Source organism: Pseudomonas sp. B21128 (assembly GCF_044218865.1).
Taxonomy (GTDB): domain Bacteria; phylum Pseudomonadota; class Gammaproteobacteria; order Pseudomonadales; family Pseudomonadaceae; genus Aquipseudomonas; species Aquipseudomonas iridis.
This window is the reverse complement of sequence record NZ_CP162590.1, coordinates 4,579,707-4,600,000: the sequence shown is the minus strand read 5'-3', so window position 1 is coordinate 4,600,000 and position 20,294 is coordinate 4,579,707. Positions and strand designations below refer to the sequence as shown.

13 protein-coding genes, 2 rRNA genes and 1 pseudogene (1 of these 16 only partly in view) are annotated in these 20,294 nt (G+C 57.5%); 8 read left to right on the top strand and 8 right to left on the bottom strand.

Features of this window, described 5'->3' with window-relative positions:
• Together AB4P91_RS20550 and rrf are read left to right on the top strand one after the other, a co-directional pair.
• A 23S ribosomal RNA gene (locus tag AB4P91_RS20550) occupies window positions 1–2,710 on the top strand; it begins 184 nt to the left of the window's first position.
• A 151-nt stretch (window positions 2,711–2,861) separates the two neighbouring features.
• Window positions 2,862–2,977 (top strand): 5S ribosomal RNA (gene rrf / locus AB4P91_RS20545).
• A gap of 173 nt (window positions 2,978–3,150) precedes the next feature.
• On the opposite strand, the gene AB4P91_RS20540 is transcribed toward rrf, so the two are convergent.
• Entirely contained in the window at window positions 3,151–3,777 is a 627-nt protein-coding gene (locus AB4P91_RS20540) for a TetR/AcrR family transcriptional regulator (protein ID WP_150597652.1), read from the bottom strand.
• Window positions 3,778–3,907: 130 nt separating this feature from the next.
• Here AB4P91_RS20540 and AB4P91_RS20535 point away from each other — a divergent pair, with 130 nt between their 5' ends.
• A complete protein-coding gene (locus tag AB4P91_RS20535) occupies window positions 3,908–5,125 on the top strand; it encodes an MFS transporter (RefSeq protein ID WP_395603543.1) in 1,218 nt (405 codons plus the stop codon).
• A gap of 144 nt (window positions 5,126–5,269) precedes the next feature.
• Here AB4P91_RS20535 and AB4P91_RS20530 read toward each other — a convergent pair whose 3' ends face one another.
• Entirely contained in the window at window positions 5,270–7,399 is a 2,130-nt protein-coding gene (locus AB4P91_RS20530; protein ID WP_395603542.1) for a TonB-dependent receptor family protein, read from the bottom strand.
• A 170-nt stretch (window positions 7,400–7,569) separates the two neighbouring features.
• Here AB4P91_RS20530 and ppk2 point away from each other — a divergent pair, with 170 nt between their 5' ends.
• The gene (gene ppk2, locus AB4P91_RS20525) at window positions 7,570–8,385 is read left to right on the top strand and encodes a polyphosphate kinase 2 (RefSeq protein ID WP_150597655.1); all 816 of its coding nucleotides are present in this window, start codon (window positions 7,570–7,572) and stop codon (window positions 8,383–8,385) included.
• 145 nt (window positions 8,386–8,530) lie between these two features.
• Complete coding sequence (locus AB4P91_RS20520) at window positions 8,531–8,734, top strand: hypothetical protein (RefSeq protein ID WP_150591618.1); 204 nt, start codon at window positions 8,531–8,533, stop codon at window positions 8,732–8,734.
• Window positions 8,735–8,781: 47 nt separating this feature from the next.
• Here the strand turns inward: AB4P91_RS20520 and AB4P91_RS20515 are convergent, their stop codons facing one another.
• Window positions 8,782–11,427: an EAL domain-containing protein gene (locus AB4P91_RS20515; protein WP_395603541.1), complete on the bottom strand. Its 2,646-nt coding sequence runs from the start codon at window positions 11,425–11,427 to the stop codon at window positions 8,782–8,784.
• 298 nt (window positions 11,428–11,725) lie between these two features.
• Here AB4P91_RS20515 and AB4P91_RS20510 point away from each other — a divergent pair, with 298 nt between their 5' ends.
• On the top strand, window positions 11,726–13,921 hold the full coding sequence (locus tag AB4P91_RS20510) for an OsmC domain/YcaO domain-containing protein (RefSeq protein WP_395603540.1): 2,196 nt from the start codon (window positions 11,726–11,728) through the stop codon (window positions 13,919–13,921).
• A gap of 58 nt (window positions 13,922–13,979) precedes the next feature.
• On the opposite strand, the gene AB4P91_RS20505 is transcribed toward AB4P91_RS20510, so the two are convergent.
• The 3 genes from AB4P91_RS20505 to AB4P91_RS20495 all read right to left on the bottom strand — a co-directional run bounded on the left by AB4P91_RS20505 (window position 13,980) and on the right by AB4P91_RS20495 (window position 15,265).
• The gene (locus tag AB4P91_RS20505; protein ID WP_395603539.1) at window positions 13,980–14,438 is read right to left on the bottom strand and encodes a GNAT family N-acetyltransferase; all 459 of its coding nucleotides are present in this window, start codon (window positions 14,436–14,438) and stop codon (window positions 13,980–13,982) included.
• Between the two features lie 11 nt (window positions 14,439–14,449).
• Window positions 14,450–14,944 (bottom strand): PaaI family thioesterase, encoded by a 495-nt coding sequence (locus AB4P91_RS20500; RefSeq protein ID WP_042558882.1) that lies wholly within the window; start codon window positions 14,942–14,944, stop codon window positions 14,450–14,452.
• Window positions 14,945–15,016: 72 nt separating this feature from the next.
• The gene (locus AB4P91_RS20495; RefSeq protein WP_150591622.1) at window positions 15,017–15,265 is read right to left on the bottom strand and encodes a hypothetical protein; all 249 of its coding nucleotides are present in this window, start codon (window positions 15,263–15,265) and stop codon (window positions 15,017–15,019) included.
• A 170-nt stretch (window positions 15,266–15,435) separates the two neighbouring features.
• Here AB4P91_RS20495 and AB4P91_RS20490 point away from each other — a divergent pair, with 170 nt between their 5' ends.
• Together AB4P91_RS20490 and AB4P91_RS20485 are read left to right on the top strand one after the other, a co-directional pair.
• Entirely contained in the window at window positions 15,436–16,074 is a 639-nt protein-coding gene (locus AB4P91_RS20490; protein WP_150597659.1) for an ATPase, read from the top strand.
• 85 nt (window positions 16,075–16,159) lie between these two features.
• A complete protein-coding gene (locus tag AB4P91_RS20485; protein ID WP_395603538.1) occupies window positions 16,160–16,501 on the top strand; it encodes a hypothetical protein in 342 nt (113 codons plus the stop codon).
• A 157-nt stretch (window positions 16,502–16,658) separates the two neighbouring features.
• On the opposite strand, the gene AB4P91_RS20480 is transcribed toward AB4P91_RS20485, so the two are convergent.
• Both AB4P91_RS20480 and AB4P91_RS20475 read right to left on the bottom strand, forming a co-directional pair.
• Entirely contained in the window at window positions 16,659–17,852 is a 1,194-nt protein-coding gene (locus tag AB4P91_RS20480) for a GAF domain-containing sensor histidine kinase (protein ID WP_150591625.1), read from the bottom strand.
• 132 nt (window positions 17,853–17,984) lie between these two features.
• Window positions 17,985–20,077, bottom strand: a pseudogene (locus AB4P91_RS20475) (TonB-dependent siderophore receptor).
• Window positions 20,078–20,294 lie beyond the last annotated feature (217 nt).

Here is a 20,294-nt window from a genome sequence, read left to right as displayed (position 1 = left end):
AGGGGAACTGAAACATCTAAGTACCCTGAGGAAAAGAAATCAACCGAGATTCCCTTAGTAGTGGCGAGCGAACGGGGACTAGCCCTTAAGTGGCTTTGAGATTAGCGGAACGCTCTGGAAAGTGCGGCCATAGTGGGTGATAGCCCTGTACGCGAAAATCTCTTAGTCATGAAATCGAGTAGGACGGAGCACGAGAAACTTTGTCTGAATATGGGGGGACCATCCTCCAAGGCTAAATACTACTGACTGACCGATAGTGAACTAGTACCGTGAGGGAAAGGCGAAAAGAACCCCGGAGAGGGGAGTGAAATAGATCCTGAAACCGTATGCGTACAAGCAGTGGGAGCAGACTTTGTTCTGTGACTGCGTACCTTTTGTATAATGGGTCAGCGACTTATTTTCAGTGGCGAGCTTAACCGAATAGGGGAGGCGTAGCGAAAGCGAGTCTTAATAGGGCGTCTAGTCGCTGGGAATAGACCCGAAACCGGGCGATCTATCCATGGGCAGGTTGAAGGTTGGGTAACACTAACTGGAGGACCGAACCGACTACCGTTGAAAAGTTAGCGGATGACCTGTGGATCGGAGTGAAAGGCTAATCAAGCTCGGAGATAGCTGGTTCTCCTCGAAAGCTATTTAGGTAGCGCCTCATGTATCACTGTAGGGGGTAGAGCACTGTTTCGGCTAGGGGGTCATCCCGACTTACCAAACCGATGCAAACTCCGAATACCTACAAGTGCCGAGCATGGGAGACACACGGCGGGTGCTAACGTCCGTCGTGAAAAGGGAAACAACCCAGACCGTCAGCTAAGGTCCCAAAGTTATGGTTAAGTGGGAAACGATGTGGGAAGGCTTAGACAGCTAGGAGGTTGGCTTAGAAGCAGCCACCCTTTAAAGAAAGCGTAATAGCTCACTAGTCGAGTCGGCCTGCGCGGAAGATGTAACGGGGCTCAAACCATACACCGAAGCTACGGGTATCATCTTAGGATGATGCGGTAGAGGAGCGTTCTGTAAGCCTGTGAAGGTGAGTTGAGAAGCTTGCTGGAGGTATCAGAAGTGCGAATGCTGACATGAGTAACGACAATGGGTGTGAAAAACACCCACGCCGAAAGACCAAGGTTTCCTGCGCAACGTTAATCGACGCAGGGTTAGTCGGTCCCTAAGGCGAGGCTGAAAAGCGTAGTCGATGGAAAACAGGTTAATATTCCTGTACTTCTGGTTATTGCGATGGAGGGACGGAGAAGGCTAGGCCAGCTTGGCGTTGGTTGTCCAAGTTTAAGGTGGTAGGCTGGAATCTTAGGTAAATCCGGGATTCTAAGGCCGAGAGCTGATGACGAGTCATCTTTTAGATGACGAAGTGGTTGATGCCATGCTTCCAAGAAAAGCTTCTAAGCTTCAGGTAACCAGGAACCGTACCCCAAACCGACACAGGTGGTTGGGTAGAGAATACCAAGGCGCTTGAGAGAACTCGGGTGAAGGAACTAGGCAAAATGGCACCGTAACTTCGGGAGAAGGTGCGCCGGTGAGGGTGAAGGACTTGCTCCGTAAGCTCATGCCGGTCGAAGATACCAGGCCGCTGCGACTGTTTATTAAAAACACAGCACTCTGCAAACACGAAAGTGGACGTATAGGGTGTGACGCCTGCCCGGTGCCGGAAGGTTAATTGATGGGGTTAGCTAACGCGAAGCTCTTGATCGAAGCCCCGGTAAACGGCGGCCGTAACTATAACGGTCCTAAGGTAGCGAAATTCCTTGTCGGGTAAGTTCCGACCTGCACGAATGGCGTAACGATGGCGGCGCTGTCTCCACCCGAGACTCAGTGAAATTGAAATCGCTGTGAAGATGCAGTGTATCCGCGGCTAGACGGAAAGACCCCGTGAACCTTTACTATAGCTTTGCACTGGACTTTGAATTTGCTTGTGTAGGATAGGTGGGAGGCTTTGAAGCGTGGACGCCAGTTCGCGTGGAGCCAACCTTGAAATACCACCCTGGCAACTTTGAGGTTCTAACTCAGGTCCGTTATCCGGATCGAGGACAGTGTATGGTGGGTAGTTTGACTGGGGCGGTCTCCTCCTAAAGAGTAACGGAGGAGTACGAAGGTGCGCTCAGACCGGTCGGAAATCGGTCGTAGAGTATAAAGGCAAAAGCGCGCTTGACTGCGAGACAGACACGTCGAGCAGGTACGAAAGTAGGTCTTAGTGATCCGGTGGTTCTGTATGGAAGGGCCATCGCTCAACGGATAAAAGGTACTCCGGGGATAACAGGCTGATACCGCCCAAGAGTTCATATCGACGGCGGTGTTTGGCACCTCGATGTCGGCTCATCACATCCTGGGGCTGAAGCCGGTCCCAAGGGTATGGCTGTTCGCCATTTAAAGTGGTACGCGAGCTGGGTTTAGAACGTCGTGAGACAGTTCGGTCCCTATCTGCCGTGGACGTTTGAGATTTGAGAGGGGCTGCTCCTAGTACGAGAGGACCGGAGTGGACGAACCTCTGGTGTTCCGGTTGTCACGCCAGTGGCATTGCCGGGTAGCTATGTTCGGGAAAGATAACCGCTGAAAGCATCTAAGCGGGAAACTTGCCTCAAGATGAGATCTCACTGGAACCTTGAGTTCCCTAAAGGGCCGTCGAAGACTACGACGTTGATAGGTTGGGTGTGTAAGCGCTGTGAGGCGTTGAGCTAACCAATACTAATTGCCCGTGAGGCTTGACCATATAACACCCAAGCAATTTGCGTCGAAAGGCCAAATTGCGGTGTGTGAAGACGAAACGAACCGAAAGTTCGATGTTCACAAAACACCGAAAGCTGTCACATACCCAATTTGCTGAAGCGAGACCACTTGGTCACGACTCAGTACCCGAATTTCTTGACGACCATAGAGCGTTGGAACCACCTGATCCCATCCCGAACTCAGCAGTGAAACGATGCATCGCCGATGGTAGTGTGGGGTTTCCCCATGTGAGAGTAGGTCATCGTCAAGATTAAATTCCGAAACCCCAATTGCGAAAGCAGTTGGGGTTTTGTTTTGCCCGCAGGAAAGTTCTTACAGCGTTTGTGGACACAGTTCGGTTGTATCTAGGTTCAATTTACACAGATCATTCACTACAGGCCGCGAATACCAGCTTCAGCGGTTTTCGGAACGCGCTCCCTCTGATTAATCCTTGGCAGAAGTGGCGGCCGCAATGTCCCACGTCATCAATACCTGAGTGATAGCCGCATCAATCACCTCAATCGAGGTGTCATCCCGGGCGAGGATGGAAATTCCCTGCAGAAAACTGTCAAACACCGTCGCCAGGGCGGGTGCCACAGTATTGGCCGGTAACTCACCTGAACTCATTCCTCGCTTGACGCACGCCAGGATCCCCGCACGAGTCCGTGCGCGGGACCGGGTGAGTGCTTCAACCACTCGGGCGTTTTCAAGGCTGGGTGCGCTCATTACGCCGAGAGTAACCATGCAACCCTTAGGGTGGCCATCTTCGCACTGCATGCGCGCCGACTGGCGCAACGCGGTTTCAATAGCCTGGCGCGGAGGCAGATTTTCGTCCCAGAGGCATTGGGTGACCTGAGCGAAGGTCTCTAGGTAACGCTGCACGCATTCATCAAACAGGGCTTCCTTTGAGCCGAACGCAGCGTAAAAGCTCGGCGCGGAAATTCCGCCGCCCAGTTGTGCTTTCAGCAGGGCGAGGGAGGTGGAGTCATAGCCGTGTTGCCAGAACAATTGCATGGCTTGCTCGACGGCGTCGTCGCGGTCGAAATTTCGGGGGCGGCCCGTTCTTGCCATTTCAGGATTCCTCGGTCAGATGATTTAAATACTAGACGATACATAAATCGTTGACAACGAGTAGTCACTGCCTCCAGTATTCTATATCGATCGGTATTTAATTCTCGAAATCCCTACTCAAGGACTTCCCGTGACGCCCTCACTCACTTTATCGGCAAAGCCGAAAAGCCTGCCAATCGGCGCCTTGCTGGCGTTGGCCATGACGGGTTTTATCTGCATCGTCACCGAAACCCTCCCAGCCGGCTTGCTGCCGTTGATCAGCGAAGGCCTGGCGATCTCGCCGTCGATGGCCGGCCAGATGGTCACGGCCTATGCGTTAGGCTCGGTGCTGGCGGTCATCCCGATGACCATCGCGACCCGTGGCTGGCGCCGGCGTAACGTGCTGTTGCTGACTATCGTCGGTTTCTTGCTGTTCAATTCCATCACGGCGCTGTCCTCTCACTATGGCGTGACGCTGGTGGCGCGATTCTGCGCTGGCGTATCAGCCGGGTTGGCGTGGAGCTTGTTGGCCGGTTACGCCCGCCGCATGGTCGAGCCCGATCAGCAGGGCAAGGCGTTGGCGCTGGCCATGGTCGGCACACCCATTGCGCTGTCACTGGGGGTGCCACTCGGTACATGGCTGGGTGGTCTGGTGGGTTGGCGCACGGCGTTTGGCATCATGTCGGGCCTGACGGTGATTCTGATCGTTTGGGTGTTGGTGAAAGTGCCTGACTACCCACCGCAGCCCGCGCACCAGCGCATGTCGCTGCGCAGTGTGCTGACCACGCCGGGTGTGCGGCCGGTGCTGGCGGTGGTGATCAGCTGGATGCTCGCGCACAACATCCTCTACACCTACATCGCACCGTTCGTGGCGTCGGCGGGGTTGGAAAGTCGGGTGGATCTGGTGTTGCTGGTCTTCGGGATCGCTGCGCTGGTGGGGATCTGGTTGACGGCGAAATTGGTTGAGCCGCTGTTGCGAAAAACCACACTCATCAGCCTCGCGGCGTTTGCGACGGTTTGCGTGGTGCTGGGTTTTTCAGGGCACGTACCGCAAGTGATCTACATCGCCGTAGCGGTGTGGGGCTTGAGCTTTGGCGGCGCGGCGACGTTGTTGCAAACCGCGCTGGCGGATGCGGCTGGCGATGGCGCAGACGTGGCGTTGTCACTGAATGTGGTGGCATGGAATAGCGCCATTGCGGGCAGCGGCGTTGTCGGTGGCGTTTTGCTGGACAAGTGGGGCGTCGCGTCTTTTCCCTGGGCGATGACGCTGCTGGTGGCTGTCGGGTTGGCCATTGTCTGGCGCGCGCGCGGGCATGGCTTCAAGCCGGGGGCGCGTGGACATGGACGAACGGTGGTTACTGGGCATTGAAGCCCCGAAGCGCTGCTTTTCGAACGTCCCTTGCTCCTGGCGATGGGGGACGTCGTCAATGGCAGCGCTTTCCATCCTCAGTCTGAAATGGCTGATCGTTGGCCCACAGAGATTGGCGGGGTATTTACCTATCTTGTCGTGGCCTCAGAGCAAACTCCACGAAACCCCGACATAAAGGCCCATCCCTTCACCCGGCGTCGACCGCGCCGCATCCAGTCCCTTGTCGTCATATCCCGGCGTGACCGTCGCCGCATAGTGTTTGTTGGTCAAATTGCGCATGTCCACCCAGGTCTGCCAGTCACCCTTCGGCGCGTTGTACCCCAACGTCGCGCCGAACAGCGCATACGGATCGGCGTAGTAACTATTGGCGTAGTCCACTGCAACTTTCGACACCAGTTGTGTGTTCACAGCGGCGAAGAAACCCTGCGGCCAGTCGTAGCGCAATTCACCTTGGTAGTAATGCATCGGCAATCCCGGCAAGCGGTTGTCACCGAAGCGATCGTCATCGCTGTAGTGGAAATCGCTGAAGGTGTACGCCTGACGCAAACTTAACTGCTGCCCGTCGGCGGAAGACCAGAGTTTGCTGTTCAGGCTGGCTTCGACACCCTGGTGCACGGTGGGGCTGGCGTTGAGCTCATACGGCGTGACTGCGGTGGCGTCTGGCAGCACCGAAAGCAACTCGTGGCGCACTTGCGCGTAGTACCAGGACAGGCTCCATTCGCCGAGCGCGCTGTCACCACGACCGCCGAGCTCAAGGGTGGTGGCTGTCTGATTTTGTAGTTTGATCGGGTCGCGCTGTGTGCCGGTGGCCGCGCCGCTACCCTTCGGGAAGCGCACGTTGGAGCTGTAGATCAGCGACCACGGATGCGGCGCTTCGACCGAGCGGCTGAGATTGCCGAACACTTGCAGGTCCGGCGTCACCTGATATCGCAGACCGAGACGGGGCGCGTAGTCCCAGTCGCTCATGCTGGTTTTGCCTCCGCCCTGCGGATAGGTGACGGCGCTTTCGCGGCGGGTGTAGATGGCGGCGAGGCCGGTGGTCAGCCACAGGTCATCGGCTATTTCCAGATCATTGCCGAAATGCAGAACAGTGTCCGAACCCTGATAGGTGAAATTGCGCATGCGCGTGCCTGGTACATAGGCTGCGGTGTTGGGCGCGGTGGGAATGCGAACAAACTCACTGGCGCCATCGTTGGGCAGATGTTTGGTCACACGCAGGCCCACATTGCTGCGACTTTCCATGCCCCACAGCGTGTCGCGGCGCTTGTAGTCGAAGGTGCCGCTGACGTCCGTATAGGCGACCTTCAGACGATTCGGGCCTTCGCGCAGATCCATCGGGTAGTCGTGGTAAACGAGGCCGGTCTGGATGCTGGAATCGTCGTCGATGTAGAAGGTGGTCTTGTTGCCGATGAAGGTGCTGCCCGGCTGCTTGCGGCTGTCATCGCGCGACACGTAAGTCGGGTTGGCTGCCCGTGGATCGTGTTCAATGGAGTGCTTGGTCACGCGTCCGGCGAGGTCGTTGTCGGTTTCGCGGTAACGGATGTAGAAGCGGGTTTCCAGGTTCGGGTTGAAGCGATAACCGAAGTTGGCAATCAGGCCTTTGCTTTCGCTGGCGGTGTGGTCCTGGTAGCCGTCGGCGTTCGAGTCGGTCAACGACACGTAGTAATCGAAGTCGCCGAGCACTTGCCCGGAACTGACCTGACGCTGCTGGTAACCGTGGTTGCCGGTGGCATAGCGGACTTGCAGTTTCGGCGCGTCGTAGCCGGTATGGCTGACGTAATCGATGGAGCCACCGAGAGCCAGCGAGCCGCGATCGAAGCCGTTGGCGCCGCGCAGCACTTCAACATGGTCGACCCACAACGGTTCGAGCAATTCGTAAGGCGTGCCACCGGGGCCAGTCAGCGGCAGGCCGTCGAGCATTGTATAAAGCCCCGAAGCATGAGCCCCCGGCGCACGATTGATGCCCGAGCCGCGAATCGAAATCTTCACGCCTTCGTTGCCCGCCGACTGCGCATAAACCCCCGGCTGATAGGCCAGCACATCCTGATTACTCGCCACGCGGCCCTGCAACGGCTGGCGCATGTCGACAACGTTGGTGCCGCCGGGCACACCGGCCAGACGCACCTTGGCGTCATCGATAGCCGCATCGGTACCGCTGCGATCCTCGGCCGAAATCAGCACCTGCCCCAACTCCATACCTTGGGCCTGGGCCATGGTCGGGCAAGCGAGAGCCAGCCCCAACAACGCGGTGGGCAGGGAATTGGGCGAAGGCATCGAGAAAACTCCAGACAAGACAGGCACGGGCAATGAACAGTGCGACGTTAGAAAGAACGAAGGAAACACATCGCGATTTTGCTTATTGTCCGGCAATGGAAAACAACGCGCCATAAACTAATCTCACGAGTCTGGTTCACAGCAAATTCCCAGTCAGTGAGGGCTCGGCCATGGCAAAAGATAAGAAGAAAGCCGCAAAGACGTCCGAAACTCCCCGGTTGAAAAACAAGGCTTACCTTGAGGCGTTGCGCACGCTGCATGTCGAGCTGGTCAAGCTGCAGGAGTGGGTCATCGCCAAGGGCGTGAAGGTTTGTATCGTCTTCGAGGGGCGCGATGGTGCGGGGAAGGGCGGGACAATCAAAGCGATCACCGAACGGGTCAGCCCACGGATCTTTCGCGTCGTGGCGCTGCCGGCGCCAACAGAACGCGAGAAAAGCCAGATGTACGTCCAGCGCTACCTGCCACATTTGCCTGCTGCGGGCGAAGTGGTGATCTTTGATCGCAGTTGGTACAACCGCGCCGGCGTCGAACGGGTGATGGGTTTTTGCACCGAGGAACAAGCCGACAAGTTCCTCAAATCTACACCGCTGGTCGAGCGCGCAATCGTCGAGTCAGGGGTGATCCTGATCAAATACTGGCTGGAGGTCAGCCCGCAGGAGCAGACCCGTCGGCTGGAAGCGCGTATCAACGACGGCCGTAAAACCTGGAAGCTGACGGGGATGGATCTCAAGTCCTACGGCCGTTGGTATGACTACTCACGCGCACGTGACGAGATGTTCAAGCATACCGACACTAACCACGCCCCCTGGCTGGTGGCCGACTCAAACGACAAGCGCCGGGCGCGGCTGAATATCATCACCGATTTGCTCGGCCGCATTCCTTATGAGGCGTTGGTGCACGAACCGGTCAAGCTGCCCAAACGGCAGAAACCGGGCAAGTACCGTGAACCGGATTATCAGTACAAACGTGTTGCAGACACGTTCTGACGGCTCGCTCCTGGTGGTAGACATAGATGATTGAGCCTGTGCCGGAATCGGCAGGATCATGAATCAGCCTTCCACCCGTCGACTACGCTGAACGACCGCGCCAGCACGTTTTTCTATTAGGGTAGTCCCTCACGAGATAGACCCTATGTTCGATCAGCGCAAGAAAGAATTACTGGCGGCATGGCGCAAACTGGCGACGCAGTCGCACTTGGAGATGGATCCTGAGGAGCAGTACGACGAATTGCTCAAGGCTGCCGATGAAATGGAGGCGCAGGGAATCATTACCAGTGCCGAATGGCGACAGTTGGTTAGGGATGCAGGCAGCGTGTTTACCAGCGACACGACTTAGACACTTGGCTGAAACCGAATGAAGTAAGTCCTAATGTTCTGGGGGGCTCACAAACCCTCCAGATTCAGACCACTCCTGAGGCGGTCTTTTTTTGCCCTCGGCTGCTCTGTCTGGTCACTTCTCGATGTTTGCAGCAGACGCATAAATCCGGCTTTGTCGATCGGGCGACTCATGAAGTAACCCTGTACTTCGTTGCATTGATCGACGCCGAGTATAGTCAGTTGTTCTTGGGTCTCGACGCCTTCGGCGGTGACGTTCAGGCCCATGGCTTTGCCCAGCCCGATGATCGCTTGCACCACCGCCCGATCATTGGCACCGCTGCTGATTGAGGCGATGAAGCGCTTGTCGATCTTGATGCCATCGAACGGATACGCACGCAGGTAACCAAGCGATGAGTATCCGGTGCCGAAGTCGTCCATGTTCAGGCGCACGCCCAGCTCTTTAAGAGCGTTCATGGTGGTCAGCGCGCCGTCGGTATCGTTGAGCATGACGTTTTCAGTGATCTCAAGCTCCAGCCGAGTGGCCGGGAATCGGGTGTCGACCAGCACTTCGCGGACATCCTCGACCACATCGGTCATGGCGAATTGCGCAGGCGACAGATTGACCGATAGCAAGATGTCTTCCGGCCACGTCAGCGCCGTTTCGCAGGCCTCACGCAATACCCAGCGCCCGAGCGGGACGATCAGGTCGCTTTGCTCCGCCAGCGGAATAAACAGGTCGGGCCCAAGCAGACCCCTGGTCGGATGCTGCCAGCGCACCAGTGCCTCGACTGAAACGATCTGTTTGCCATCAACCTTGTAACGTGGCTGGTAGTGCAGGATAAACTCGTTGTGCTTGAGCGCATGTCGCAGGTCGTCTTCCATTTGCCGGCGTGTCTGGATCTGGTCGCTCATGTGCGCTTCGAAATAACACCAGGTGTTCTTGCCCTCGGACTTGGCCTGGTAAAGCGCAATGTCGGCGTAGCGGATCAGTTCGCTGGGGGTGAATCCATGGCGCCGGCTCAGGGCGATGCCGATGCTGGCGCCAATGTGCAACGGGTGATGCTCGAAGATTACCGGTTGATGCAGGCTGCCGATCAGTCGGGTGCAGAACTTGTCAATTTCGTTAGGTGCGTCCATGCCATTGAGCACCACGACAAATTCGTCGCCGCCAAGCCTGGCGACAATGTCATCATCGCGGGTGCATTCACGCAAACGGGCGGCGACTTCCTGCAGCACCGCATCACCGGCCGGATGGCCGAGCGAATCATTGATCGGTTTGAAGTTGTCCAGGTCGATCATCAGCAGCGACAGCGCCGGCGCGTGCTCCCTGAGCATCAGCGCTTCATCCAGATAGCGCGCGAGTTTGTTGCGATTGGGCAGCCCGGTCAGGGCATCGTGCATGGACAAGTGCTGGATTTGCGCATGGGCGGCGACCTCGTCGGTGATATCGCTGGCGGTACCGCGATAACCAATGACGACATGCTTGTCAAAGATCGGGCGAGCCGAAAGACGGCAATGACGTTGCTGCCCGCCATGGTCGCGGTAGGTGCAGCGCAGATCGCTGGCGTGACCTTCTTCGTTCAGTTTTTTCAGCCACAGCTCCAGCGGCGTGGTGTCGCAGAACAGCAGTTGACCGATGTCCTGGCCCTGCCAAAGGGTTTGCGGGTAACCGGTCACTTCGCTGAATCGCGCCGACAAATAGGTCAGCGACAGATGGTGGTCGACCTCCCAGATCCAGTCTGAAGCGGCTTCCGCCACCGCGCGAAAACGCTCCTCGCTGGCTTCCAGGCCAAGGTTGGCGGCTTCCAGTGCAAGGTTGGAAGACTGCATCACCGCAAAACTTTCGTCGACATAACGCGACGAACGCAAAGCGTGGCGGAAGAAGTAGGCGGTCAGTAGCATCAAGACCACCATTGTCGCGCCGAGGGTGGGCAGCAATGACCACAATAACTGTTGCCCCGGCCGCTCAAGATCGGCTACAAGGCTAAAACCGGTGCTGTCCAGCGGCACTCGCGGGTGTGCCGGTTCCAGGGTTTCATCCGGCGCAAGGGTCAGGTTTTTCAAGCCGTAACCGCTGCCGATCTTGCGCAGTTTGGTCGGGGTGAGTTTGTCGACGAAGACCAGCACAGAGGTTTGCTGCGCAGTCTTTTGTGGCCGCTCATCATTCGGCAAAATGGCCGCTGCCGACACTAGCGCCGGCCAGCCTTCGAACAATGCGTAGCGGCTGACGGGGTGGGTCAAGTCGCTTTGGCCTTGCACCTGATCCAGCAGTGATATCGCGTTGACGTCCACGAACGCCGCGATATCCGTATCGAGCATTTGTCCGCGAACCACAGCGTATTTGGTGCGCTCGCGATCCAGCACGAACACGCCGTCATAGCCGTCAGCGGTGAACAGCGTTTTACCCAGGTTTTGCTCGGTATAAGCCCATTGGATGTCGACCTGCTCACTCAGACGCTCATAAGCCGTGGTCCAGTAGGCGTAACTGGTGATGTAGTTTTTCGAGGCGGTGATGCGGTTTTCCAGAGCACCAACGGAATAGAACTCGGTCCTTTTGACCTCCTCCTGATTCAGCCTGTTGGCGATGCCGAGCAAGGCCACGGCCGCAGCAATCACTCCAGCGACAAATAGCGCACCCACGGCAACCGCCAGACGCCGGGTGACGACGCTCTGCCGAGGGGGAAGCGGCGCTGCGTAAGTGGAAATGTCCATTCGCTCGTCCTTGATCCACTGTCTTCTGAATCTAGAACAGTGCCGCGGGGGCAATGTTCAGATTCTTCTTCAGGATCATGCTGATCGGAATCTGTAGAAGCGTAGTGAACACCGAGAGACTTTGCTTTTGCCAGTTTGCAACAAGTGACGACTGACCCACCCAGGCCGCACCGGATATGGGTTTGCGCGCCGAAGACGGCGTCGCCCCGGTCGGCGGCGATTCCCGAAAGCACAAGACTTCCCGCTCAAAAACCGGATAATGGCCGCCATTCGTTTAGCCGTATTCTGGTAATCCCGCATGGAAATCAAGGTCAACTTTCTCGACAACCTTCGACTTGAAGCCAAGTTCGACGACTTCACGGTGATCGCCGATCAGCCCATCCGCTACAAGGGCGATGGCTCGGCACCGGGACCGTTCGACTACTTCCTGGCGTCGTCGGCCTTGTGTGCGGCTTACTTTGTGAAGTTGTACTGCGACACGCGCAATATCCCGACGGAAAACATTCGCCTGTCGCAAAACAACATTGTCGACCCGGAAAATCGCTACAACCAGATCTTCAAGATTCAGGTCGAATTGCCGGCGGACATCTCTGAAAAGGATCGCCTGGGCATCCTGCGCTCGATCGACCGCTGCACGGTGAAGAAAGTCGTGCAGACCGGCCCGGAATTCATCATCGAAGAAGTCGACAACCTCGATGCCGATGCCCAGGCCTTGCTGATGCCGCACTCGGCTTCGGCGGCGGGCACCTACATCGCCGGCAAGGACCTGCCGCTGGAGCAGACCATCGCCAACATGTCGGCAATTCTCGCCGACCTGGGCATGAAGATCGAAATCGCTTCGTGGCGCAATATCGTGCCCAATGTGTGGTCGCTGCATATCCGTGACGCGCACTCGCCGATGTGCTTCACCAACGGCAAGGGCGCGACCAAGGAAGGTGCACTGGCGTCTGCGCTGGGTGAGTTCATCGAGCGGCTGAACTGCAACTTCTTCTACAACGATCAGTTCTGGGGCGAAGACATCGCCAGCGCAGAATTTGTGCATTACCCGGACGAGCGCTGGTTCCAGCCTGGCCCGAAAGACGAGTTGCCGAGCGAGATCCTCGACGAATACTGTCTTGAGATTTACAACCGGGATGGCGAGTTGCGTGGCTCGAACCTCTATGACACCAACTCCGGCAACACTCAGCGCGGCATCTGCTCGCTGCCGTTTGTGCGCCAGTCCGATAATGAAGTGGTGTACTTCCCGTCCAACCTGATCGAAAACCTGTTCCTCAGCAACGGCATGAGCGCTGGCAACACGTTGGCCGAAGCGCAGGTGCAGTGCCTGTCGGAAATCTTCGAGCGCGCGGTCAAACGCGAAATCCTCGAAGGTGAAATGGCGCTGCCGGATGTTCCGCAGGAAGTGCTGGAGAAATACCCGAGCATTCTCGCCGGCATCAAGGGCCTGGAAGAGCAAGGCTTCCCGGTGCTGGTCAAGGATGCGTCGCTGGGCGGTGAGTTCCCGGTGATGTGCGTGACCCTGATGAACCCGCGCACGGGCGGCGTGTTTGCCTCATTTGGCGCGCATCCAAGCCTGGAAGTCGCGCTGGAACGCAGCCTGACCGAGTTGTTGCAGGGCCGCAGTTTTGAAGGCCTTAACGACCTTCCGCAGCCGACCTTCTCGGGGCAGGCAGTGACCGAGCCGAACAACTTTGTCGAGCACTTCATCGACTCCAGCGGCGTGGTGTCGTGGCGGTTCTTCAGTGCCAAGGCTGATTTCGAGTTCGTCGAGTGGGACTTCTCCGGCCACGGCGAAAACTCCAACGTCGAAGAAGCCGCCACGCTGTTCGGCATCCTCGAAGACATGGGCAAAGAAGTCTACATGGCGGTCTACGAGCACATCGGCGCCAAGGCTTGCCGGATTCTGGTGCCGGGCTACTCGGAAATCTATCCGGTCGAAGACCTGATCTGGGACAACACCAACAAGGCCCTGCAATTTCGCGCCGACATCCTAAACCTGCACAGCCTGAGCAAAGTCGGCCTGCGCAACCTGGCCCAGGGTCTGGAAAAAAGCGAGCTGGACGATTACACCGACATCACCACCCTGATCGGCATCGAGTTCGACGACAACACGCCGTGGGGCAAGCTGACCATCCTCGAACTGCGCCTGCTGATTTACCTCGCGCTGCAAAAGTTTGATCAGGCGAAAGACCTCGTTGAAGCCTTCCTGCAATACAACGACAACACTGTCGAACGCGGCTTGTTCTACCAAGCGGTGAATGCGGTACTGGAAATGGAACTGGACGAAGATCTGGAACTGGCCGACTACGAAGCCAACTTCCGCCGCATGTTTGGCAACGAGCGCATGGACGCGGCCATCGGCTCGGTGAACGGCAGCGTGCGTTTCTATGGTTTGACGCCGACGAGCATGAAGCTCGAAGGCCTTGATCGGCATTTGCGCTTGATCGAGAGCTATAAGAAGCTGCATTCGGCGCGGGCGAATGTGAAGGGTTGATCCTGAAATGCGCACCTGTGGCGAGTGAGTAAGCTCTCTAGCCACAGGTCTGCGTGTCCTACACTTGGCTCAGCCATTTCTCCATGATGACCGTGCGCTCGGCGCCGTGAAACTCATCGCGGATTTTCTCGAAGCCCAGCGAGGCATAAAAACCTTCGGCGGTAATGGAGGAGGGCACGCGCAGGCGCTGCAAACTTTCGTTGATGGCCACTGACTCAAGTGTCTCCATCAGTTTTTTGCCGATTCCGGTGCCTTGATGGGGAGGATCAACGAATACGCTTCGAACCACTTCCCGATCAAGACTGGCCGTTGCAACGATGCGCCGTTCGATGGTCGCTACGTACACCCGACGCTGAGTCAGCATCTGCAGGAGGGCTGCAGGGGAGAAGCTTTGCTCAACCAGGTCGATGATCTCCTGGGAGTAGTCCTGAGCATTGGATTCACGCAGGGCCGCGATAATCACTCGGCTGATGGCAGGCGCATCGTCGCGGGTCGCGGTTCGAATCAGTGGATCCATTGAGGCTGTCCTTAGCGCTTATGCGCAGCATCCGCCAACTGCCCGGTATCGACTCGCACAAAAACCGAATCACCCACCGCTGTCAGCACGTCGCCCGCAAACACCTCGCAGATCACTCGGGTTTTGCGCCCGACTTCACCCTCGACTTTCGCCCGCAAGGTCAGCGTTACGCCCATCGGTGTTGGTTTGATGAACTTGATACCGAGGTTGCCCGTGACGCAATCGATGCGGGGCAACGTCCCGGCTTCGCGGTTTTCTGCGCGGTAGTGATAGGCCATCGCCGTCCAGTTGGAATGGCAGTCGACCAGCATCGCGATCAGTCCGCCGTAGACCAGATCCGGCCAGCCGCAGTACTTGGCATCCGGCAGATGCTCGGCGATGACGTGCACTGCGTCTTCATGCCAGTGGCTCTTGATGTGCAGGCCGTGGGGGTTGCTGCCGCCGCAGCCGTAGCAAACGCCTTCGGGGGCGGCGCTGTCTTGAAGTGGGGTATCGAGGTTGGACATGGGTGTGGTCATCCTGAAGTAGTGAGCCCGGTCAGGCGAATGCGGTTACGGCCGCCGCGCTTGGATGTACGGTCATTCTTCGGACGTAAGCCACGTGTCGACAACCCGTCGATCCAGCTCTTCCCAATACGCCATGCCCAGAACCCGTGTGGTGTTGAGCCCGCGCAGATAGCCGCGCAACTGATTGGCTGTGTCCCGAATGAGCTGCCGGTCAGGGTCATCCTTGCTCAGCAGGACACTTTCGTACTGGACCAGGTATTCAGCCACGCGCTCACGATATTCGGATAGGACGGCGTCGCGGATCAGGTCAAATGTTCTCAAGGAGAATTCCTCATTCATCTTGTTCTGGTTGTGACCGAGTGTGTAATCAGTCTGCACATTGCGCAACTATCGCTAGAAGTAATAGTGACCATCACCAAACGCAAGTTCTGCTTTGTCGCCGATGGGCGGAAAATCGCCCCATCGAACACGCAGCTCAAGGAATTTGCGCGATGAACATTCTGACTCGATTGGCTCTGGCGGCCCTGCTGATGGGCGCTGTCGCTGCGCCGACCTACGCCGACGATGCCCGGTCGTGTCATTTTCAATCCATCACCGGCAGCAGCGCCACGTTGCAGCATTCGCAGACTGTTGGCGTGCTGTACAGCGAAAACACCCTGGACAACCTGCAATACCTTGAGCGTTACCACGACATGGCCATCAACGGCGCGAAAGATGCGCTCGACTCGCGGATTCGCGACGCTTTCGTCGCCAGTTCCGATCCGGAACTGGCCATCGACTGGTTGATGAGTTCGTTACAACAGCAGTTCTTGTCCGTGACCGTCTACCACAGCCTTGACGAGCTGGTGCAGGCCCATCCCGATGTGGTGGTGAAGCTCGACACGTTCAATCGTCTGCTGACCCAACGCAACAATCTGGTCGAAGCGCGTTTTACCGCGCGGTTCTACGACGCCGACCTGCAGTACATCGGCAAGGCTGAAGGCGCTGTAGAAAAGCAGATGCCGTCGGTCTGGGTGCATAACCAGGCGGCGCCGCAAATCGCCGCGCAGATCGATAAGCAACGTGACTTGCAACTCAATGCATTGAAGCAGTTCGACAACTCGCTCAAGGCGTTGGTCTCGGCAAGCTGACATCGCAAATACCAACGGCAATGGCGGCGCCGTGAAGCCGAACCGTTGCCGGTTGAACCGAAACTTTATTTTCAGGATTACACCGATGCGTCCTTTATTCGTTTCTGCCTTGGCTGTCGCTTCTTCGCTGCTTGTCGGCTGCGCCTCTGCACCGAACGACCCGACCCTGACCTTGCAGACCCGCAAGACTCCTGCGCAATACGCCGATTGCGTCGTGCCCAAGTTGCAGGGCATTGCGCTCAACCCGACCGTCTCGCAGACCCAGCGCAGCTACCGGATCGTGGTGCCGAGCAAGGTCTCGGCGGACAACGTGCTGGAAGCCCACAAGGCCGGCAGCGGCGGCAAGGTGTTCCTCTACGAGCGCCACCTGCTGGCCTCGAACTTCCTGCCATCAAGTTTTGAACGGGCAGCTCAGGACTGCATCTGATTTTGCCCGTTAACCGTGTCTGACAGAGCTCCTTTGGTTGGCCGCAACCAACCAATTTTTTACCCCGCCCCTTAATTGGGTTGCGGGGTTTTTTTTGCTCGGATTTTGAGGGGGCGAATCGCGTCGATTTTTTCCGGCATGTTGGGGGGCAACGGGCTCAGACCCATTTGAATTGCGCCGGGAATCTCGCCACGAAACGGGTTCCCGATTCGCGGTCTGAGGTTACGCTCAGACTGCCGTTATGCGCCGCCGCAATCTGCGAAGCGATGTAAAGGCCCAGACCCAGTCCTTCGCAGCGCTGCCCGGCTTCGGAGCGGGAGAAGGGCTCGAACAACAGCGGAATCAAATGAGGGGCAATCGGTGTGCCCTGGTTGGTCAGCGAGATCACCATTTCGTCGTTCTCGGCCCAGGCGTTGAGGACAATCGGTTCACTGATTGAACCGTGGGTGACCGCATTGCCCAGCAGATTGGAGAGCAATTGGCTGATGCGCAATGCATCGCAATAGACACCTGTCGGCACGTCCAGCGTATGAATGAACGTTGCCTGCGGGTGGGACACCTGAACCTCTTCAAGCGTCATCCGCAGCGTGCGCTGCAAGTCGTCGACCAGTTTTCGCTGCACTGGAATGCCGCCGCCGAGGCGTCCGCGGGCAAAGTCGAGGATGTTTTCGATCAGCACACCCATGCGTACAGAACTGTTGCGGATCGCCGCGATAAAATTGAGCGAACGCTTGTCTTCGATTTTGGTTTCGAGCAAATCGGCACTCATGCGAATGGCGCTCAGCGGTGTGCGCAGGTCATGCCCCAACACCGCAATGAACTGCTCGCGCAACCGGCCCAGCTCATTGGCACTGTCCAGTTCGGCTTTGGCGGCGTGCAAACGATTTTGGGTGTCGAGGCTCATGGCGATCAGCTGCGCGAACAGCGTGAGCGTCTTGACGATGGCGGGTTCGTCGAGTTTGGCCGGTACGGAGTCGATAGCACACAGCGTGCCAAAAAATTCGCCATCGGCTTTGACGATAGGAATGGAAATGTAGCTCTCCAGGCCATAGGTTTTCGGCGTGTGATGCACTGAAAAGAGCGGATGCAGGCTGGCATGGCCGAAGATGACAGGCTGTTTATGCTGGCGGATCTCGTGGCAAATGGTCGATTCGAGGACCAGTTCGTCGCCGGGTTTGAGGCCGAAATCGATCGAGTCGTCGACCGCGCAGGCCACCCAATTATTTTCGGTAACCCGGGCAACCGCCGCGAAACGCATGCCGGTGATGTGCTTGACCATGCTCAGGATGACAGGCACCGCATCAATGCTGCGGATGGCTTCAATGTCTGATGTGAACTGAGGATCGGTCATGGCGGCGCTTCGAAATAATGTCGTCGAAAGACTATCTCTTATTGCCAGTCTTGGCTAATTGGCCCGTCCGAAAAAAGGGCGCCATGGCTTGTCCAGGCGCCCTTGCGTGTGCCGAGGTGAGGGTTACACGACTCAGAACTTGTATTTGGCCGTCAGCATGTAGCTGCGCGGAGTGCCGTAGTTGTCGTTGGAACCCCAGGTGACGTTACTGCCGATGGCGGAGTAGTAAACGCGGTCGAAGATGTTGTTCGCGTTGACCTGCAGGTCGAGGTGTTTGCTGACTTCGTAACCGGCCATCAGGTCGGCGGTCGCGTAACTGCCCTGTTCGAGACGATAGCTGCTGCCATTGGCGAGTGCGATGTCGTTATACATACGGCTCTGCCAGTAAACGCTGCCGCCGACGCGGAGTTTTTCCAGTGGGCCTTGCAGGCGATACATCGTCGAGACCTTGAACAAGTGCTCAGGCGTGTCGCTGTCGAATTTCTGATTGTTGTTGGCCGGATTTTCGTCCTTGATGAAATGCGCGCGGGTGTAAGTGTAGCCAGCGCCGAGCTGCCAGTTTTCGGTCAGCGCGCCTTGCAGCTCCATGTCGATGCCTTGGCTGCGCACTTTGCCGGACGCGTTATAGCAGGTCATCACCGGGCAACCCAACTGGTTGTCCGCTGTGGTCGAGCGGCCGGTCTGGTCCATCTGAAACACGGCCAGGCTGGCGTTGAGTGCACCGTTGAAATATTCACCCTTGATGCCGACCTCGTAGTTCTCGCCGACGATGGGCTCCAGCACTTTGCCGGAGAGGTCTTTGCTGGTTTGTGGGGTGAATATGTCGGTGTAGCTGGCATAAACCGAATGGTGGTCATCAAGCTTGTAGATCAGACCGGCATAACGCGTCAGGTTGCGGGTGATTTTATAGTCGCCGTCGGTGGTGCGGTCATCGTAGTCATACCAGTCCAGACGACTGCCGAGGATCAGCGTCAGCGGATCAGCGAGGCTCAAACGGGTGGTCAGGTAAACCGCATCCTGAGTGGTGACGCTGCGCGTCTTGCCATCACGCACGAAGTTGGGCTTGGGTGCACCGATCGGCCAGGCTGTGGTGTAAGGGTCGTATTCTTTGGACGTCGCATCGTAGACGCGATTGCTGGCGCCGACGACCAGTTCGTGGGTGCGGCCGAAGGCTTCGAACGGGCCGCTGGCAAAGCCGTCGAAAGCGTGTTGCTTATCGGTGTTGTGCGACTGATAGGCGGTGGTTTCCAGCGGGCCGGCGTAACGCGACAGGTACGAACCAGAGAATTCACCGTTCAGCGTTGAAGAGGAGCCGGCTACATGCAGTTTCCAGTCGTTGTCGAAGCGATGCTCGATGTCACCGAAAACGGTGTCGATCTGCAGTTTCTTGTTTTCCCAATCCGTGCCCGGGTAGGTGGAGCGGGGCAGGTCGAGGTGGTGGCCGTTGGTGCCGATCGGCAAGCCGCCCCAGAAATAGTTGGTCTGCTCATTTTGCCGAGAGAAGCCCAGCGTCGCAGTCGTGGCGTCGCTGAGGTCGGCTTCACCGATGGCGTAGAACAGACCGTGATCATTTTGCTCTTTGTCGCGGAAACTGTCGGCGCCTTGATAGGAACCCACTACGCGGCCACGCAATGTGCCGCTTTCGTTGAGCGCGCCGGAGGCGTCGATCTCGCCGCGGTAATCATCCCAACTGCCGGCTGCACCGGTGAGCGTCACTTGCGGGGTGGCCGTCGGGCGTTTGCGCACCATGTTGATCGCTGCTAAGGGTTGCCGGCACCGGTCACCAGGCCGGTCGCACCACGCACGATTTCAACCCGGTCGAACATCGCCAGATTCGGCTGCACTGCCATCGAGTACGGCTGGTAAGAGCTGGGCAGGCCGTCGTACATGATGTTGTCGATGTCGAAACCGCGGGCGCTGTAATTTTGCCGACCCGGGCCGCTGGATTGATTAAGGAACAACCCCGGCGTACCCCGCACCACATCGTTGATGCTGGTCATGCCCTGATCATCCATGCGCTGGCGGGTGATGACCGTCAGCGCCTGCGGCGTTTCGCGCATGGTCAGCGACAGTTTGGTCGCGGTCTGCATCGGGCCTGTGGTGTAGGACTCTGAACCTTCCGTTGTGCTGCTCATCTGCGTGGCGCCGATCTCGGTCGCACCCAGCTCCAGCGTGGCGGGCGCCGCGGTGTTTTCTGGCGGGGATGATGTGGGTTCATCGGCCATCGCTGGCGCGACGCCGGCCATGCAAATGGCCATTGCCAACAAGTTAGGCGAAAGGTTCGAACGGCGATAACGGGTATGAAACGACATCAATCTGCTTCCCCAAGAATACTAAAGACGAATCCGGTGCATATGCGTGTAGGAATTATTCGCATTAGTCTGTCAGATTGATCCGCTCGGAGAAAGCCATACGAGTCAGTTAGTTAACAAATTTTTCACA

Excerpts from the sequence above, each read along its gene's own strand:
- AB4P91_RS20515 (WP_395603541.1), bottom strand. The coding sequence starts at position 11,427 with ATGGACATTTCCACTTACGCAGCGCCGCTTCCCCCTCGGCAGAGCGTC.
- AB4P91_RS20485 (WP_395603538.1), top strand. The coding sequence starts at position 16,160 with ATGCGTCCTTTATTCGTTTCTGCCTTGGCTGTCGCTTCTTCGCTGCTT.
- AB4P91_RS20520 (WP_150591618.1), top strand. The coding sequence starts at position 8,531 with ATGTTCGATCAGCGCAAGAAAGAATTACTGGCGGCATGGCGCAAACTG.
- ppk2 (WP_150597655.1), top strand. The coding sequence starts at position 7,570 with ATGGCAAAAGATAAGAAGAAAGCCGCAAAGACGTCCGAAACTCCCCGG.
- AB4P91_RS20540 (WP_150597652.1), bottom strand. The coding sequence starts at position 3,777 with ATGGCAAGAACGGGCCGCCCCCGAAATTTCGACCGCGACGACGCCGTC.
- AB4P91_RS20480 (WP_150591625.1), bottom strand. The coding sequence starts at position 17,852 with ATGACCGATCCTCAGTTCACATCAGACATTGAAGCCATCCGCAGCATT.
- AB4P91_RS20500 (WP_042558882.1), bottom strand. The coding sequence starts at position 14,944 with ATGTCCAACCTCGATACCCCACTTCAAGACAGCGCCGCCCCCGAAGGC.
- AB4P91_RS20505 (WP_395603539.1), bottom strand. The coding sequence starts at position 14,438 with ATGGATCCACTGATTCGAACCGCGACCCGCGACGATGCGCCTGCCATC.
- AB4P91_RS20530 (WP_395603542.1), bottom strand. The coding sequence starts at position 7,399 with ATGCCTTCGCCCAATTCCCTGCCCACCGCGTTGTTGGGGCTGGCTCTC.
- AB4P91_RS20510 (WP_395603540.1), top strand. The coding sequence starts at position 11,726 with ATGGAAATCAAGGTCAACTTTCTCGACAACCTTCGACTTGAAGCCAAG.
- AB4P91_RS20490 (WP_150597659.1), top strand. The coding sequence starts at position 15,436 with ATGAACATTCTGACTCGATTGGCTCTGGCGGCCCTGCTGATGGGCGCT.